This is a genomic window from Bacillus sp. SCT118, from assembly GCF_058566435.1.
Genome location: NZ_CP191225.1, coordinates 3,511,074 through 3,525,389 on the forward strand (window position 1 = coordinate 3,511,074; position 14,316 = coordinate 3,525,389).

A 14,316-nucleotide genomic window follows, 5' to 3' on the forward strand; every position below is an offset into this window, starting at 1 on the left:
CAAAATCCCTCACTTTAGGCTAGAATAATTTTTTCTTGCATCTCACTTGTCAATAACTTGTTTAGTATTCTTTCTGTATCTTTAGTCCAAATAGACGCCCAAACCATATTTTTGAAACTTTTAATCCTAGCAGATGTAACACCAATCTGGAATTTTTCATTATTACTTTCAAAAAACCAAGGACCGCCAGATATCCCATGTTTAAGTTTGGATCTCATTCCAATAAGCTGCTCTTCTTTAAAAAGAGTTAAATCTAAATCTCCTTTAGAGTATTTCTTCTGAGATTTAAAAAATGAAATTGGGTAGCCTGCTAATGTAACCGCTTTATTATGCTCTTCTATCATCCCACTTAAATCAAAGTTAGGAATAAAAGCAACATTCCTCATGCTTTCAGGCAATTTAATCCATCCAAAAGCATAGTCATAAGTTAACCTATGAGTACTAATCCATTTTTCAGGTATTACTATATTTAGTACATCATATGATTCTTTCATTCCACAGTTCTCTACTTCTATTGATATGTTTTTAGCTATTTCATTACTGCCTACATCGTATAGGCAATGAGCTGCAGTAGCAACAAAGAATTCATCTTTGTATATGATAATAGATGCGCTACCTAATGAATTCACTTTTGATTTTCCTAATTGAAAACTAAGTTTACATATATTATCCATGACTCATTACCTTTCTATTTCTTTTTTTTCTTTTTTAGGCAATTTAAGTTATTTATATTGTAATACCCTATGGGAAATATTACAATGGATAAAAGTGAAAATTTTCACTTTTTTTACAAAATCATAATCAAAAAGGAGGTGTTATAATGTCTGATAAAATTTTGGCACTTCAAAAATTATCAACGAAAAAAAGTGACAGCCCTGATAAAAAGTCAGTTCTCAGTATTTTTATTTGTGAGGGTGGTCAAGGCAGCTCAGTAAGTCTATACGCTTGTACTTCCGTAGGTGGTTTTTAACGAAGATTTCCATTAGGTTTTACTATTTCACAATCAAATGAATAAACTGGAGGTATAGCATTATGAAAAAAGTTCTTTCACTTCAGAAACTTTATGACACCGATATACCTAAGAGTAATAAAATTCAATCCAATGTGAGTATTGGCTGTTTAGGCAGAAGTAACATAAGTTTGTTTATTTGTTAATTTATAGTGAAGTTTATATCATCTTGCTGTCCTTAAAATTTTTAAGGGCAGCTTCTTTATAGCTCTTTTTATTTAGGTTATATCGTGCAAATTAGATCAGAGGTTTGGAGGCGTACCAAAGTAACCGTAGTTAGACCAAGGTATATGAATATGGAGCAGAAAAGTGAATTGCTTGCTACCATATGCAGGGGTTAATGGTATAGGTTTTATTCTGTGCAATCTATTCAAAAGAAAAAAAGAGAGCAAAGTACAGCTTCATTAATTCATCAGTTGAAATAAAATAACCTGCTCATCTAATCAGGTTATTGGGAACGCGACTGATAGAAGGTAGAGTTACGAGAATGGCGTCCGTTTAAGGAAGTTATAGAGGAAGATCGCCCATTCTTTTTATCACTATTGGACTAAGAATATCTAGTTTAGGGGGATGAAAGCTAAATAAACAAGTACGGGTGGAAAACGCAAAAGATCTCCCCACAAAAAGGTTTTAAACTTTACACAGTCGCCTTTGAACCCTTTTTAAGATTTTCTCTAATTTTAGTGACCTTATATGGGCGACAATCGTATCGTAACTTGGAACCATTCTATATTGCTTATTGACGTATATTTCCATCATGTATCTTCCTAGTACTCAGTAATTAAGATAATCTCTTTTTTCATAATTACCTATCAAATGAATAGATGTTTTCCTATTCGTTCCCTTCACATTCTCTCTTTAATAAACAAGTCCCTCTTTGCTATTCACATTATTTTATAGTAGCGGTTCTTAAATTGAGAAGGAGTTTAACCAACCTGACTTCACAGCTAAAGTATTCCCATGTCAAATTGTTAATTGATCAAAGAGAAGATTATATCACAATAAAAGAACGACTTGGACATACTCCCATCAGAACAACAACTGATTTTTCTTGCATCTCTTTTCCAATAAACAAAAAGAACTGCTGATAAGCTGAATGCATTATTTTAACAAGTGGAGTAAAAAGGAGTAAACCTTAAAATTAAAAGAGAGCATAAAAAAATACCAGGGGTCTACAACCCTTGGTATCATTGATGCGGCCGAGAGGACTTGAACCTCCACGGGTTATTCACCCACTAGGCCCTCAACCTAGCGCGTCTGCCATTCCGCCACGACCGCGTGATCATGAAATTGTGTTTGTGCTGGTTTAGTAGGCTCTTAACCTAGTAAAAACCATTTGCGTGCACTTTGTAAATAAAGTGCGGGTGAAGGGACTCGAACCCCCACGTCGTAAGACACTAGATCCTAAGTCTAGCGCGTCTGCCAATTCCGCCACACCCGCAAAAAGACAAATGGTGAGCCATGAAGGACTCGAACCTTCGACCCTCTGATTAAAAGTCAGATGCTCTACCAACTGAGCTAATGGCTCTTACTATTAGATTTTAAAAAATAAAAATGGCTGGGCTAGCTGGATTCGAACCAACGCATGACGGAGTCAAAGTCCGTTGCCTTACCGCTTGGCTATAGCCCAACGAAATGGAATGACCCGTACGGGATTCGAACCCGTGTTACCGCCGTGAAAGGGCGGTGTCTTAACCGCTTGACCAACGGGCCGATGGTTGAGAACTTATATCGAAATCTTATGGCGGAGAAGGAGGGATTTGAACCCTCGCGCCGCTTACGCGACCTACACCCTTAGCAGGGGCGCCTCTTCAGCCACTTGAGTACTTCTCCAATATGGCTCCACAGGCAGGATTCGAACCTGCGACCGATCGGTTAACAGCCGATAGCTCTACCACTGAGCTACTGTGGAATAATGAGACAAGACTTATTATATCAGCCTTGATTTACAGTGTCAAGAGGTAAATGTTTTTATTTATCTCTCGTAACGACTTTTATAATGTAACACAGGCTTGCCATATTCGTCAACCTTTTTCACGAAAAAATTCTTTTTATTTTTCCGCGGCATTTTCCGCACCTGTATCTGTCAGGGTTCATGGCGCGCTTCTTTATATACTGTTGGCCGCAGGCCGTACAGATATACATATAAGTTTTTTTGTTTTCCGCTTTTTTCTTAAGGGGTGTACAGAACCTCGGCGCGTTGACTTGCTGCAAAAGCATTCTAAAATCTCTGTCTCTGTGCTTGTACCCTTTTCCTTCAAGATGAAGATGATAATGGCAGAGCTCATGCTTGATGATGCCGATCAGCTCCTCCCTGCCGTGTTCAATCAAATATTTTCTGTTCAATTCAATGTTATGGGAGGTTAACAGGTACCTTCCGCCCGTGGTTTTAAGCCTGTCATTAAAAAGCGCCTGATGGCGGAACGGCTTTTTAAAATATGTTTTAGAAATATCCTCTGTCAGCTTTTGAAGCTCTATATTATCCATAGTGCACCTCACTTAAAAAACATTGAACGGGACAATTCACCGTTCGCATACAATATGGTAATCACCGTCCCTCTTATGATAAAAGCTGAGGAGGAATGAGCCTATGCCAAATTGGCTTAAAAAGCAGATGCAAAAAGCGTTCCTTGAAAAAGATAATTACCAAATTAAACTGCTGAATCAATGCTGGTATTTCTATAGGAAAAAACACTGCTCGTAAGCAGTGCTTTTATTTTACCATACACAGCGATACTCTGCCTTTTTGTACATCTACGCCGTCAACCCAAACTGTCACGATATCGCCGACAGATACGACATCAAGAGGATGCTTAACGAATTGATTGCTCAGTTTTGAGATATGCACAAGCCCGTCTTGTTTAACTCCGATATCAACAAACGCTCCGAAGTCCACTACATTGCGCACGGTGCCCTGCAGTTCCATTCCCTCTTTCAAATCTTCCAGCTGAAGGACGTCTGTTTTCAGCAAAGGCTTAGGCACCTCATCACGTGGATCGCGTTCCGGCCTTGTCAGCTGTTCACAAATATCTTTCAGAGTGATTTCTCCGATTCCCAGCTCTTTTGCCGTTTCAGAAAGCGCCAGCTGATTGATTTTGTCCTTCAATTCCGCCGTGCCGATATGTTCTGTTGAAAGTCCGAGTTTTTTCAAAAGCGCTTTTGTTTCTTTATAGCTTTCCGGGTGGATGCCTGTTCTATCCAAAGGCTCTGTCCCTTCCTGCACTCTTAAGAAACCGATACATTGCTCATAGGTTTTCGCACCGAGCCTCGGGATGTCCTTCAGTTCTTTTCGATTTGAAAACTTTCCGATTTCCTCACGTTTTTTGACAACGTTGCCTGCTACAGACTTCGATAATCCAGCTACATATTGAAGCAGCGCGGCGGAGGCTGTGTTAACGTTTACTCCCACCTGGTTTACGACCGTTTCGACGACGAACCGCAGAGATTCATTTAACCGTTTTTGGCTGACGTCATGCTGATACTGCCCAACACCAACAGACTTCGGATCGATCTTAACGAGCTCCGCGAGCGGGTCTTGAAGTCTTCGCGCAATAGATACGGCACTGCGCTCTTCAACCTTAAGGTCAGGGAATTCTTCTCGGGCAAGCTCTGAAGCCGAATAGACGCTTGCTCCCGCTTCATTGACAATCACATAATAAATTTTGCGCGGCATGTCTTTCAGTACATTTACGATGAATTGCTCTGTTTCTCTGGATGCTGTGCCGTTTCCGATCGCCACCATCTCGACTTGATACTGCTCAAGAATCTTTTTTACTTTTTCATGGGCTTCTTTTGTTTTGTTGACTGGCGCATGCGGATAGATCACATCAATTTTCAAGACTTTTCCGGTCTCATCTGACACAGCGAGCTTACAGCCAGTTCGAAAGGCTGGGTCAACACCGAGAACGGTTTTGCCTTTCATCGGCGGCTGCAAAAGAAGCTTTCTCAAATTCTCTGAGAAAATATGAATCGCCTGTTCATCAGCTTTTTCTGAGAGCTCTTTCCTGATTTCACGCTCGATTGCCGGCTGGATCAGCCTTTTATAGCTGTCTTCAATTGTCTCCTGCAAAATCTCTTTTACGGATGTTGAGCGATTTTTGATGATTTGTTTTTCTAAATACGCCTTAATGTGATCCGCAGGCGGTTCGATCGACACCTTTAAAATGTCTTCTTTTTCGCCGCGGTTCATTGCCAGCACCCTATGCGGAACGACTTTTGCAATTGGCTCTTCATACTCGTAATACATTTCATACACATTTTTCTCATCGGTGTCTGCCGACTTTCCGGCTGCAGACTTAATGGTTCCTCTTTTGAAGGTTTCCTGGCGAATCCACTTTCTGAAAGTCGGCTCGTCTGAGATTTGTTCCGCAATAATGTGCTTGGCGCCTTCAATCGCTTCTTCTCGTGTGAACACTTCTTTTTCTTCGCTGATGTATTGGTCTGCTGTTGCTGCCAGACGATCTTCTTGTGGAAGTGTCAGGATATAGTCGGCAAGCGGCTCAAGGCCTTTGCTTTTGGCGACTGTCGCCTTTGTTTTACGTTTTTGTTTATAGGGGCGATAAAGGTCTTCCACTTCCTGAAGCTTCACCGATTGCTCGATTTTACGTTTTAGATCATCTGTCAGTTTATCCTGCTCTGCAATCAGCCTGATGACTTCTTCTTTTCGCTGATTCAGGTTTTGTATGTATTGCCAGCGTTCAGAAATCGTCTGAATCTGAACCTCATCCATTGAACCCGTCTGCTCTTTTCGATACCGGGCAATAAACGGGACTGTATTGCCGTCCTCAAGCAGGCGGATGACACTTTCAACGTGTTTTTGTGATAAACCTATTTCTTTCGCAATTTGCTGTTTTAAAAGGGCTGACGTTTCCATGTAACCAAAGCCTCCAATTTTGTCGTTCTTTCTCTAGTGTATCAAAAACCGAAAAAAACACATAAAAAAAGACAGCTGACGCTGCCCGTATCTTTACTCATGTTTCAATAGTTCCTGTAATCCGCTCAGAAAATTCTCTTTTTTCATCGCAGCTGCAAAGAAGGCTTGATCAATCTTCTCAACAATTGGCAAAGCCGCTGTTACTTTTTCTCCTCCTGTTTCTGTAAGAGACAGGAGAACCTCTCTTTTATCTTGGGGATTTTTGCTTCTTTCGATAAATCCTTTTTTCTCAAGCATCCGCACAACCTCCGAAACCATCATGATATTGGTCTGGCTGAAGCTTGCAAGTTTTTTTTGCGTGACGGTTTCTCCGTGAGCAATCATATACTTGCACGAGGTCAGCAGAACAAATTGAACGTGGGTCAGGTCAAACTCAGCCAATGCTTTTCCCACTTTCCGCTGCCAGCTTTGCGTGGCCTGCCATAATAAAAAGCCCGGGCTTGTGTTCGGACCGCTAAATTTAGAGTGCCATTCCACTTATGTTAACTCCCATCGCTTGTGCTATTGTCAAAAAATCTTTTTTGCTTATTTCAAAGTGTCCTCTGCGAAATAAAAAGCCAAGATGCTTGGTTTCCTGAACGAATTCAAGCTTTGATTTAATGTCGTAAAAACCGATTTTATGGCATGGATAATAGTCTATATCTAATCGGTATGGAATAAAATTCGGAGCCATTTGATACGGATAGATGTTTCCGCTTTTTACTTTGCCGATCGCAGTAAAGCTTCGCAGCAGTTTGCCGTCTGGATATGCGTCTCTCGGAGAATAATAAATCAGCCAATCTCCCTCTTTCATTTTGGCGAGCGGGGCTTTTTTTCCATGGCACAGCTGTGCAAAACCGCCGGCAGCGCCTTTTAATACATGCTGCTCTGACACAACGCCGATCCAATAATTTGTGTTCATTTTATCACTCCTCCGCAAAGGTGAACAAGACTACTGACAGCAGCGGGGATGTCTTTAGACAGTTCAGTCCCAATGATTTCTCCCCATTTTTTTGCTTCAGCACCTTCTAATACAATTCCATGTGTGATACGCAAACCTTCTTTTTGCTTTTGAAGCACGTGAGAAAACTCCATTTTTACATTGTTATGCGGCATGTTGGCCATGACAGAAAATGACCGATGTTTCTCCACATGCTCAAGCCAAAAAGGAACTGTATGTCCTTGCAGAAGCAATGTTCCTTCCGTTCCCTTTTGAAACGGTCCCTTCAAAGATGCTGATGCAATACCCGCATCCCATTGATCCCATGTTTCTGTTTCCTGATAACGGCTCCAGATTTTTTCTATATTCGCATCAGCTACCGCAGTGTATTCATAATTCCACATCCCATAAGCCCCCTAAATGATAAGTTCACTTATTAATTATAATAAGTACACTTACTAATAGTCAACCGCAAAAAAAGAAGCCGGATGTCCAGCTTCTTTTTCAGGTTTCCTAGGACAGCTGTCCGAGAATATAGGTCAGGTCATCTTTTCTCGATGTCGTATACATTTTCAGCGAATTCGATATGTCTTCTACCGATTGGCCTTTTTTCAAATGGGAGCGGATATCAGGTACGTTGAGTCCATCTGTATGTATAATGAACTTTGAACCCTTTTCATAGGTGGCGGTGTGCGTTTTGTATTTTTGCGGCTTGCCTGATAAATAGCCCGAAATCGGCAGAGGATAAAAGCTTTCACCAGACGGGGAATGCAGAATAAACCGTACATTTCCGACAGAGCAGTACGTAAACTGCCTTTGCTCAAAATTGATTTTCAGGATAGATGCTGTAGCGCCTCTTTTGTTTTTCATCGCCTGATTACAGCGTTCGATAATGCTTTCTACGTCTTCATTCGCATAGTTTTCCACTAAGTCTTTGATGGCTGCAGAGGATTCGTTAGCAAGTGATCCACTTCCCAGTCCGTCAGCAACCGCACAAATTAACTCCTTATCATCAGCTTTCATAAAAAAGCTGTCACCGCAAATCGATTTCCCTTCTTTATTCAGTTGATATACTAGAGTTTGAATATGCTCGTTTTCTTCAACCTGGATCATTACATTAACTCCATCGAGGGATCTTCAATCAAGGCCTCTCTGAGCTTCTTCACAGCTTTGCGCTGCAAGCGCGAGACGTGCATTTGAGATATACCGAGAATGTCCCCAGTTTCTTTTTGGCTTTTGTTTTGAACATACGTAAGATCTATGATTTGTTTTTCACGGTCTGAAAGGACATGAAGCACGCTTTGCAGCATCAATTGCTGGTTGACCCGCTCATATCCGTCCTCCTGTGATCCGACGATATCAAGAATCGTGACGGTGCTTCCGTCCGAATCCGCTTCAATGCTGTGGTCAACGGATAAGGCTTGATAGCTTTTGCCCATTTCCATCGTTTCAAGAACCTCTTCTTCAGAAACATCGAGGAATTCGGCAATCTCTTCGACTTTCGGCGATCTTTGTGTTTCAGTGGTCAGCTGATCAACCGCCATTTTGATTCTTGGACCCAGTTCTTTAATTCGTCTCGGCACATGAACGCTCCATGTTTTATCTCTGAGGAAACGTTTAATTTCACCGATGATTGTCGGGATTGCAAAAGCTTCAAACGATTTGCCGACAACAGGATCGTATCGCTTAATCGCGCCTAGCAGCCCGATCATGCCGACCTGGCGGAGATCCTCGTGGAAGCTTTTGCCTTTTGAGTATTTTTTCGCAAGCATGTCAACCAGATTTGTATACACTCGCACAAGCGTTTCCTGCGCCTGTTCATCTTGCTTTGTTTGGTAATCGCTTATGAGCCGATCGACTTCATCTTTAGTTAGTTTCGTAGTTTTTGATGGTTGTGTCATGATCAACTCGCTCCCCATTTAAATACTTTGTCATCGCTACGGTGACGCCGGAGTGGTTTTGCACTCTGACTTCATCCATGAGCGTTTCCATTAAATATAGACCGAGCCCTCCTTCTGATAATTGATCAACTGTGTGCGAAGGTGTGTACGGCCCTAAATCCTGCTGCTTTTGATCAAAGTCAAAGCTGTCTCCTTCATCCGCCACAATAACCTCTAAACGGTCTTCAAACACACCAAATCGTATTGACACTTCCCCATTTTTATCTTCTTTGTAAGCGTGCTGAACCGCATTTGTGCACGCCTCGCTGACTGCGATTTTCAAATCTTCAATTTCATCGTACGTATAGCCCATTCTGCTTGCGACCCCTGACAGCGTCAGTCTTATAATTCCCACATATTCAGGTTGGGCCGGCACTTTCATTTCGATGTAATCAGCATTATTCTTCATTGCACTCCACCTTCTGACTTTGCAGAAATATCAATGATGTCCTTCAAGCCTGTAATGTCAAACAGTCGGATCAGCCGTTCAGAAAGATTTTCAAGTTTCAGCGAACCACCTTGTTTTTTCACCATTTTAAAGGTCCCTACAAAAACGCCCAATCCGGTACTGTCCATGTAGCTGACATCTTTCAGGCAAATTCTTAAGTCAGCTCCTTGTTCTGCCAGAGGAACGAGCTTCTCTCTAAGCACCGGTGCTGAGTATACATCAATTTCTCCTGCAATGTTTACTTGTATATCATTCTCGTTTTGCTTCACATCAACATTTATATTCATTCGTATCACCTCAAATTTTCCTTCAAATCACTAGTTGCTTTATACCCTCGTCTGACAGACGTTAAACCTTTCTCCGCAAAACAATTAACGTAAAATCATCGTGAAGCTGAAAATCCTGCAATTTGAGGAGGCTGTCATAAATGTTTTTGACCATTTCCTGCGCGGAGGAACACATATGTTCCTCAATGAGCTTCTGCAGATCAGGACGCTCCAAGAAACCGTTTTCCGTTCTGCATTCTGTGACGCCGTCAGAAAATAAAACAATCATATCGCCCTTTTCCAGATGCTGATCGAATTGTTTGTAGTCATAGTCCTGCGAGATGCCGAGAACGAGTCCTTTGGCCTCTAAATCGTAAAACGTGTTGTCTTTTTGAGAATAATAGAATCCCGGTTCATGTCCCGCTGAAGCATATGTAAATTGATGCTTGTCCATATTGTAATTCGCATAAAACATCGTAATAAACATACTGGCATCAACGTTTTGTTCAACAACACGATTCAAATTTTTCAGCACTTGAGAAGGGTGTATGCCCGTTTCCGGCAAAGAGTCCATCGCGTATTTAATCATGGACATGCATAAAGCCGCTGGAATGCCTTTTCCGATCACGTCCGCGATTGCGATATTGATGGATTCCTTGTCTTTGACAAAGTGGTAGTAATCACCGCTCATCTGTTTAGCGGGAACACTGATGGCGCCGATATCCAGCGCTTCCTCCTGAGGAACTTTAGTTCCGAGCAGCGTCTGCTGGACATTTGCCGCGATTTCAATTTCTGATTTGATTTCCTGCTGTATCCCTCTAAGGGTTTGATGCTCCTGATAAGCCATTCCATAACCAATCATGACTTCTATTAAAAAATCCAGCGAATGAAACACATCTTCCGGGAGACTTGGATACAGCTCCTTCAGCACTTTTCTGTGAATGCTGATGATTTCTTCCGGAGGAATTTGGTGCTCGATTGTTTTTCGGCTGAATTTTTGGGCTTGATATAAAGATGTTTCTGTTAATTCGGCTATATATCGACTAAGCAGCTGATGATACCGCTGCTCAATAACCTCCCTAAAATCCACGTTCTTACCTCCTACCGAAGCCATTTGATGGCTTGTATCTCTGTTCCTTCCCCCGCTACGGAATTTAAGCTGAATTCATCCATCAGCCTTTTGACCCCGGGAAGTCCCGCACCAAGTCCTCCAGACGTTGAAAACCCGTCTTCCATGACTTTTCGGATATCAGGAATTCCCGGCCCTTGGTCTTCCGCTATGATTTTCAGGCCTTTTTTTCCTCTGTCTGCGACCTGTTCAATTCCAATCTGCCCTTTGCCGGCATATAAATAAATATTCCTGGCTAATTCTGAAATAGCCGTTGTAATTCTAGCCTGGTCTACCGTGCCGAAACCCAGTTCTTTCGCAACGTTTCGTCCCAGCTGTCTGGCGGCCACAATATCCCATTCTGTCATGATTCTTACACAGGATTGGTCGTTCATTCGCTATTCCCCCAATTCCCGCTTCAATGTCTCAAGCCCCTGCTCTAAGTCGAGCGCAGTTTCGATTTCCTCAAGTGCGATTCCAAGTTCAATCAGCGTCACTGCCACAGCAGGCTGAATGCCGGTCAAGACGACTTTAGCCCCCATTAACTTAGACATTGTAATGACGTCGCCCAGCACTTTCGCGATAAATGAATCAATCATATCCACAGATGTCAGGTCAATGACGACTCCGTTAGCACCTGTTTCGTATATTTTATTTAATAAGTCTTCTTGAAAAGTTAATGCTGTCTGGTCATCAAGTTCCCATTGAATGGATACTAATAAGCAATTATACAGTTTCAAGATCGGGATTTTCGGATGTCTCAAAATGTTATTCCCCCAATGAAACGATTTTTCGATCCGTCATTTCCAATGCTGTTTGAATTCCTTTTTGCAGGGTATTCTTAGTTATAACTTGGGATAAATCAATCCCCAGGTTGACGATTGTTTGAGCAATTTCCGGACGGATTCCGGCCAGCAGGCATTTTGCTCCGACAAGCCTTACAGCTTCTGATGCCTGAATAATATGATGGGCAACCATCGTATCGACGACAGGGACACCTGTAATGTCAATCAGCACGACTTGGGAACGGTGTTTGACGACGCCATTAAGAAGGTTTTCCATAATTCGTTTCGCGCGTTCGGTATCAATTGTTCCGACAAGAGGCATCACAGTGATATTTTCAAACACCGGGATAAGCGGCGCAGACAGCTCTTGCAGCGCGATTTTTTGCAAAGATACTGTTTTTTCCCATGAGATTGAGTATTGATTAAAAATTTCTGTGTTAATCGGGCTGAAAAAGCGGTCAATCTGCCAGATTAATTCCGTGCTCTCTTGATCTGGCAATCTCTTATCATTCATTTTCGTGTAGAGACGCTTCCAGAATTCAGCAAGCGCAGTAGCCAAAAACTTCATAGACAGTCCGATTTGGACCGCTCGAAGCGCCAGTTCGCTGATTTGGCTTTCAGCAGCGTTTTCGTCCTTAACAGACAGCAACAGAATGTCGATATATTCTTTAGATATATTTTCATACACTTGGTCAGTCAGCTGATAGGATTCTTGCTCGCTTAATTCTTTTAGTGTGTCAGTCCACAGTTGGAGCAGTTCATTTTGATTTTCGGCAATGAACTGGTATACAGTCTGATTCGACATCAAATTCGCTTACCTCCCAATAAAAAACAACATATTTTTTTCGTTATTTCACTATTATATCGCTTATGTTTTTTGAAAACAAAAAAAGTTGCTCTACGTGAGCAACCTGCAAATATGTCTAAAAATCAATGAGTGCCAAACTGATTTGTAAGGCTTCATCAACCTTATCCATCATTTCATCATCCAGATGAGTAATCTTATCCGTTAACCTTTGCTTGTCAATCGTCCGAATTTGCTCCAGCAAAATAACGGAATCTCTTTCAAAACCGTAGCGTTTTGCATCGATTTCGACGTGGGTTGGTAATTTCGCTTTCTGTATTTGTGCTGTTATGGCTGCAACAATAGCAGTTGGGCTGAAGCGATTTCCGATGTCATTTTGGATCACTAAAACCGGGCGCACCCCGCCTTGCTCTGAGCCAACAACAGGAGATAAATCAGCAAAATAAACATCGCCGCGTTTCACAATCAAATGATTATCCTCCGCTGACTAAGCGCTCAACTGTCGTTTCAGCCTCGCACTCCGCAAAGTGAGCCTCAGAAGAAATATTCAGGTTGATTTTCGCCATTTCCATATAGCCGCGTCTCATCAAATCACGGTTGTGACGAGTTGTTCGTTCGCTGACATACGCTCTCACTGCTTGTGATATCAGTTCGTTTCTGCTTCGTTTCTCCCGCATCGCTACACCATCCAATTCAGCTACTAGGTTTTCGGGCAAGCTGATTTTCATTTCGGTTCTTGCGCTGGATTCAGACAAAAAACATACACCTCCACCAAACTTACGGATACGACTCTTTTATCCATCCAGTGATAATGATACCATTATTCACTCTTCAAGCAAAGCTGTTTTATGAATTCTCCATTTAGGTAAGTTAATTGCTTGTATTTACCTGCAATAAAGGATTTCTTACTTCCATTATACTCCCATTTTCCAAAAACATACGGGGAACACGGGAACTTATTGTACAGGCCACCTCATAGTTAATGGTTTCGAGCCTTCCTGCAATCTCATCCATGGAAATATATTCATCCCCCTGCCGGCCTATTAATGTGACTTTTGTGCCCGGCGGATATTCCTGATCCAGCTCCACCATAAATTGGTCCATGCAAATTCGGCCGGCAATTTTCAGGCGTTTTCCCTTCACAAGGATGTCGGTCCCTTTCAATTTTCGGAGCCACCCGTCCGCATAGCCTACAGGCACCGTCCCGATCCATGTATCTTTTTCTGCTGTGTACTCGGCTCCGTAGCTGACGCTCTCGCCTTTTCTAATCAGTTTGACATGTGACAACGTCGAATGCAGGGTAAATGCCGGACGCAGCTGAAACGGTATCTCGTCCGAAATGTCAGCAGACGGGCGAAGGCCATACATGCCGATGCCGAATCTGACTGCATTAAAAAAGCCTTTTTTCAGCCGGAGTCCGGCGGCGCTGTTCGCGCAGTGGACCATCAGATTCTTTAACGGCAGCGGAGCAATCAGCTCTTTAAAACGCTCAAATTGCATTAAGAAATAGCCTCTTTCTTTTTCATCCGCTGTCGCAAAATGGGTAAATACCCCTTTACACTTTAAACGAGGGTTGCGGTCAAGAATTGCCATCACGTTCTGAACTTCTTCCTCTGTTTTTACACCAAGCCTGTTCATCCCCGTATCGACCTTCAGATGAAAATGAAGAGAACCTTTTTTCGTGTGGCGGGCTGCCTCCTGAAGCCATTCAACAGAATAACCTGTTAAGGTCACGTCATACTCAGCAGCGATTGCCACATACTCCGGGGGAACCACGCCAAGCACCAATATAGGCGCCTTCAAGCCCTTTTTGCGCAGTGAAATCGCTTCATCCAAAATGGCCACGGCCAAGCATGAAGCACCTGCCTCAAGAGCAGCCTTTGCTGTTTCTGCATCACCATGCCCGTAGGCGTTTGCTTTCACAACTGCCATCAAGTGGACATGTTCACCGATATGTTTTTTCATATTGCTGATATTTTCCTTTATCGCGGACAAGTCAATTTCCGCCCACGTATCTCTGTAAAAAGGTTTTGTGCTCATTACGACACTTCCTAGCTTTTATTCAATATCATTTACATATCATACTAAAATTAAAGGCTAAAG

The 14,316-nt window shown here is 42.3% G+C and carries 19 protein-coding genes, 7 tRNA genes and 2 pseudogenes; 4 read left to right on the forward strand and 24 right to left on the reverse strand.

All coding sequences use genetic code 11. The features are described from left to right. Positions 1 to 14 precede the first annotated feature (14 nt). Entirely contained in the window at positions 15 to 629 is a 615-nt protein-coding gene (locus ACQVGT_RS18030) for a trypsin-like serine peptidase (RefSeq protein WP_236822440.1), read from the reverse strand. A 191-nt stretch (positions 630 to 820) separates the two neighbouring features. Here ACQVGT_RS18030 and ACQVGT_RS18035 point away from each other — a divergent pair, with 191 nt between their 5' ends. The 3 genes and pseudogenes from ACQVGT_RS18035 to ACQVGT_RS18045 form a co-directional block, all read left to right on the forward strand. Then, on the forward strand, positions 821 to 970 hold the full coding sequence (locus ACQVGT_RS18035) for a hypothetical protein (protein WP_154304909.1): 150 nt from the start codon (positions 821 to 823) through the stop codon (positions 968 to 970). A 62-nt stretch (positions 971 to 1,032) separates the two neighbouring features. Further along, the gene (locus ACQVGT_RS18040; protein ID WP_187290709.1) at positions 1,033 to 1,155 is read left to right on the forward strand and encodes a class III lanthipeptide; all 123 of its coding nucleotides are present in this window, start codon (positions 1,033 to 1,035) and stop codon (positions 1,153 to 1,155) included. Between the two features lie 804 nt (positions 1,156 to 1,959). Then, positions 1,960 to 2,119, forward strand: a pseudogene (locus tag ACQVGT_RS18045) (tyrosine-type recombinase/integrase); the annotation flags it as partial. 84 nt (positions 2,120 to 2,203) lie between these two features. Here ACQVGT_RS18045 and ACQVGT_RS18050 read toward each other — a convergent pair. From ACQVGT_RS18050 to ACQVGT_RS18085, 8 genes are all read right to left on the reverse strand, one after another. After that, positions 2,204 to 2,287, reverse strand: a tRNA-Leu gene (locus ACQVGT_RS18050). An 81-nt stretch (positions 2,288 to 2,368) separates the two neighbouring features. Continuing rightward, a tRNA-Leu gene (locus ACQVGT_RS18055) sits at positions 2,369 to 2,450 on the reverse strand. 11 nt (positions 2,451 to 2,461) lie between these two features. Next, positions 2,462 to 2,537: transfer RNA gene (locus tag ACQVGT_RS18060), tRNA-Lys, on the reverse strand. A gap of 27 nt (positions 2,538 to 2,564) precedes the next feature. After that, positions 2,565 to 2,639 (reverse strand) — tRNA-Gln (locus ACQVGT_RS18065). 11 nt (positions 2,640 to 2,650) lie between these two features. Further along, positions 2,651 to 2,722, reverse strand: a tRNA-Glu gene (locus tag ACQVGT_RS18070). Positions 2,723 to 2,751: 29 nt separating this feature from the next. Beyond that, a tRNA-Ser gene (locus ACQVGT_RS18075) sits at positions 2,752 to 2,842 on the reverse strand. Positions 2,843 to 2,846: 4 nt separating this feature from the next. Then, positions 2,847 to 2,921 (reverse strand) — tRNA-Asn (locus ACQVGT_RS18080). A 122-nt stretch (positions 2,922 to 3,043) separates the two neighbouring features. Continuing rightward, positions 3,044 to 3,496, reverse strand: a complete 453-nt coding sequence (locus tag ACQVGT_RS18085; RefSeq protein WP_003234309.1) for a SprT family protein — start codon at positions 3,494 to 3,496, stop codon at positions 3,044 to 3,046. A gap of 103 nt (positions 3,497 to 3,599) precedes the next feature. Between ACQVGT_RS18085 and cmpA the strand changes: the two genes are divergently transcribed. After that, positions 3,600 to 3,713 carry a cortex morphogenetic protein CmpA gene (cmpA, locus tag ACQVGT_RS18090; RefSeq protein ID WP_003225207.1) on the forward strand — a complete coding sequence of 38 codons (114 nt, stop codon included), beginning with the start codon at positions 3,600 to 3,602 and terminating at the stop codon, positions 3,711 to 3,713. 9 nt (positions 3,714 to 3,722) lie between these two features. Here cmpA and ACQVGT_RS18095 read toward each other — a convergent pair whose 3' ends face one another. From ACQVGT_RS18095 to alr, 15 genes and pseudogenes are all read right to left on the reverse strand, one after another. After that, positions 3,723 to 5,882 (reverse strand): Tex family protein, encoded by a 2,160-nt coding sequence (locus ACQVGT_RS18095; RefSeq protein WP_015382839.1) that lies wholly within the window; start codon positions 5,880 to 5,882, stop codon positions 3,723 to 3,725. Positions 5,883 to 5,975: 93 nt separating this feature from the next. Then, a complete protein-coding gene (locus tag ACQVGT_RS18100) occupies positions 5,976 to 6,419 on the reverse strand; it encodes a MarR family winged helix-turn-helix transcriptional regulator (protein WP_015382838.1) in 444 nt (147 codons plus the stop codon). After that, positions 6,403 to 6,843 (reverse strand): EVE domain-containing protein, encoded by a 441-nt coding sequence (locus ACQVGT_RS18105; RefSeq protein WP_003246529.1) that lies wholly within the window; start codon positions 6,841 to 6,843, stop codon positions 6,403 to 6,405. Before ACQVGT_RS18105 ends, ACQVGT_RS18100 begins: the two co-directional genes overlap by 17 nt. Continuing rightward, positions 6,840 to 7,075 (reverse strand): annotated as a pseudogene (locus ACQVGT_RS18110) (hypothetical protein). Before ACQVGT_RS18110 ends, ACQVGT_RS18105 begins: the two are co-directional and overlap by 4 nt. Positions 7,076 to 7,374: 299 nt before the next feature. Then, on the reverse strand, positions 7,375 to 7,974 hold the full coding sequence (gene rsbX, locus ACQVGT_RS18115; protein WP_015382836.1) for a phosphoserine phosphatase RsbX: 600 nt from the start codon (positions 7,972 to 7,974) through the stop codon (positions 7,375 to 7,377). Next, positions 7,974 to 8,762 (reverse strand): RNA polymerase sigma factor SigB, encoded by a 789-nt coding sequence (gene sigB, locus ACQVGT_RS18120; protein ID WP_015482833.1) that lies wholly within the window; start codon positions 8,760 to 8,762, stop codon positions 7,974 to 7,976. The genes rsbX and sigB overlap by 1 nt, the downstream gene beginning before the upstream one ends. Continuing rightward, positions 8,728 to 9,210, reverse strand: coding sequence for an anti-sigma B factor RsbW (gene rsbW / locus ACQVGT_RS18125; protein WP_003234299.1), 483 nt, complete (start codon positions 9,208 to 9,210; stop codon positions 8,728 to 8,730). Before rsbW ends, sigB begins: the two co-directional genes overlap by 35 nt. After that, a complete protein-coding gene (gene rsbV, locus ACQVGT_RS18130) occupies positions 9,207 to 9,536 on the reverse strand; it encodes an anti-sigma factor antagonist RsbV (RefSeq protein ID WP_003234298.1) in 330 nt (109 codons plus the stop codon). The genes rsbW and rsbV overlap by 4 nt, the downstream gene beginning before the upstream one ends. 61 nt (positions 9,537 to 9,597) lie before the next feature. Continuing rightward, entirely contained in the window at positions 9,598 to 10,605 is a 1,008-nt protein-coding gene (gene rsbU, locus ACQVGT_RS18135; RefSeq protein WP_003234295.1) for a phosphoserine phosphatase RsbU, read from the reverse strand. A gap of 11 nt (positions 10,606 to 10,616) precedes the next feature. Beyond that, positions 10,617 to 11,018: a serine/threonine-protein kinase RsbT gene (gene rsbT / locus ACQVGT_RS18140; protein ID WP_003246640.1), complete on the reverse strand. Its 402-nt coding sequence runs from the start codon at positions 11,016 to 11,018 to the stop codon at positions 10,617 to 10,619. Between the two features lie 3 nt (positions 11,019 to 11,021). Further along, complete coding sequence (rsbS, locus tag ACQVGT_RS18145) at positions 11,022 to 11,387, reverse strand: RsbT antagonist protein RsbS (protein ID WP_003225190.1); 366 nt, start codon at positions 11,385 to 11,387, stop codon at positions 11,022 to 11,024. 4 nt (positions 11,388 to 11,391) lie between these two features. Then, positions 11,392 to 12,216: an RsbT co-antagonist protein RsbRA gene (rsbRA, locus tag ACQVGT_RS18150; RefSeq protein ID WP_009966610.1), complete on the reverse strand. Its 825-nt coding sequence runs from the start codon at positions 12,214 to 12,216 to the stop codon at positions 11,392 to 11,394. Positions 12,217 to 12,331: 115 nt separating this feature from the next. Then, on the reverse strand, positions 12,332 to 12,682 hold the full coding sequence (ndoA, locus tag ACQVGT_RS18155; protein WP_003156187.1) for a type II toxin-antitoxin system endoribonuclease NdoA: 351 nt from the start codon (positions 12,680 to 12,682) through the stop codon (positions 12,332 to 12,334). A gap of 4 nt (positions 12,683 to 12,686) precedes the next feature. Further along, positions 12,687 to 12,968: a type II toxin-antitoxin system antitoxin EndoAI gene (gene endB / locus ACQVGT_RS18160; protein ID WP_003225183.1), complete on the reverse strand. Its 282-nt coding sequence runs from the start codon at positions 12,966 to 12,968 to the stop codon at positions 12,687 to 12,689. Between the two features lie 115 nt (positions 12,969 to 13,083). Beyond that, entirely contained in the window at positions 13,084 to 14,253 is a 1,170-nt protein-coding gene (gene alr / locus ACQVGT_RS18165) for an alanine racemase (protein WP_015382833.1), read from the reverse strand. Between the last annotated feature and the right edge of the window lie 63 nt (positions 14,254 to 14,316).

Bases quoted from the DNA above. Each gene is read 5' to 3' on its own strand.
- cmpA (WP_003225207.1), top strand. From the start codon at position 3,600: ATGCCAAATTGGCTTAAAAAGCAGATGCAAAAAGCGTTCCTTGAAAAA.
- alr (WP_015382833.1), bottom strand. From the start codon at position 14,253: ATGAGCACAAAACCTTTTTACAGAGATACGTGGGCGGAAATTGACTTG.
- ACQVGT_RS18095 (WP_015382839.1), bottom strand. From the start codon at position 5,882: ATGGAAACGTCAGCCCTTTTAAAACAGCAAATTGCGAAAGAAATAGGT.
- rsbX (WP_015382836.1), bottom strand. From the start codon at position 7,974: ATGATCCAGGTTGAAGAAAACGAGCATATTCAAACTCTAGTATATCAA.
- ACQVGT_RS18040 (WP_187290709.1), top strand. From the start codon at position 1,033: ATGAAAAAAGTTCTTTCACTTCAGAAACTTTATGACACCGATATACCT.
- sigB (WP_015482833.1), bottom strand. From the start codon at position 8,762: ATGACACAACCATCAAAAACTACGAAACTAACTAAAGATGAAGTCGAT.
- ACQVGT_RS18105 (WP_003246529.1), bottom strand. From the start codon at position 6,843: ATGAACACAAATTATTGGATCGGCGTTGTGTCAGAGCAGCATGTATTA.
- rsbT (WP_003246640.1), bottom strand. From the start codon at position 11,018: ATGAACGACCAATCCTGTGTAAGAATCATGACAGAATGGGATATTGTG.
- rsbW (WP_003234299.1), bottom strand. From the start codon at position 9,210: ATGAAGAATAATGCTGATTACATCGAAATGAAAGTGCCGGCCCAACCT.
- ACQVGT_RS18085 (WP_003234309.1), bottom strand. From the start codon at position 3,496: ATGGATAATATAGAGCTTCAAAAGCTGACAGAGGATATTTCTAAAACA.
- ACQVGT_RS18035 (WP_154304909.1), top strand. From the start codon at position 821: ATGTCTGATAAAATTTTGGCACTTCAAAAATTATCAACGAAAAAAAGT.
- rsbV (WP_003234298.1), bottom strand. From the start codon at position 9,536: ATGAATATAAATGTTGATGTGAAGCAAAACGAGAATGATATACAAGTA.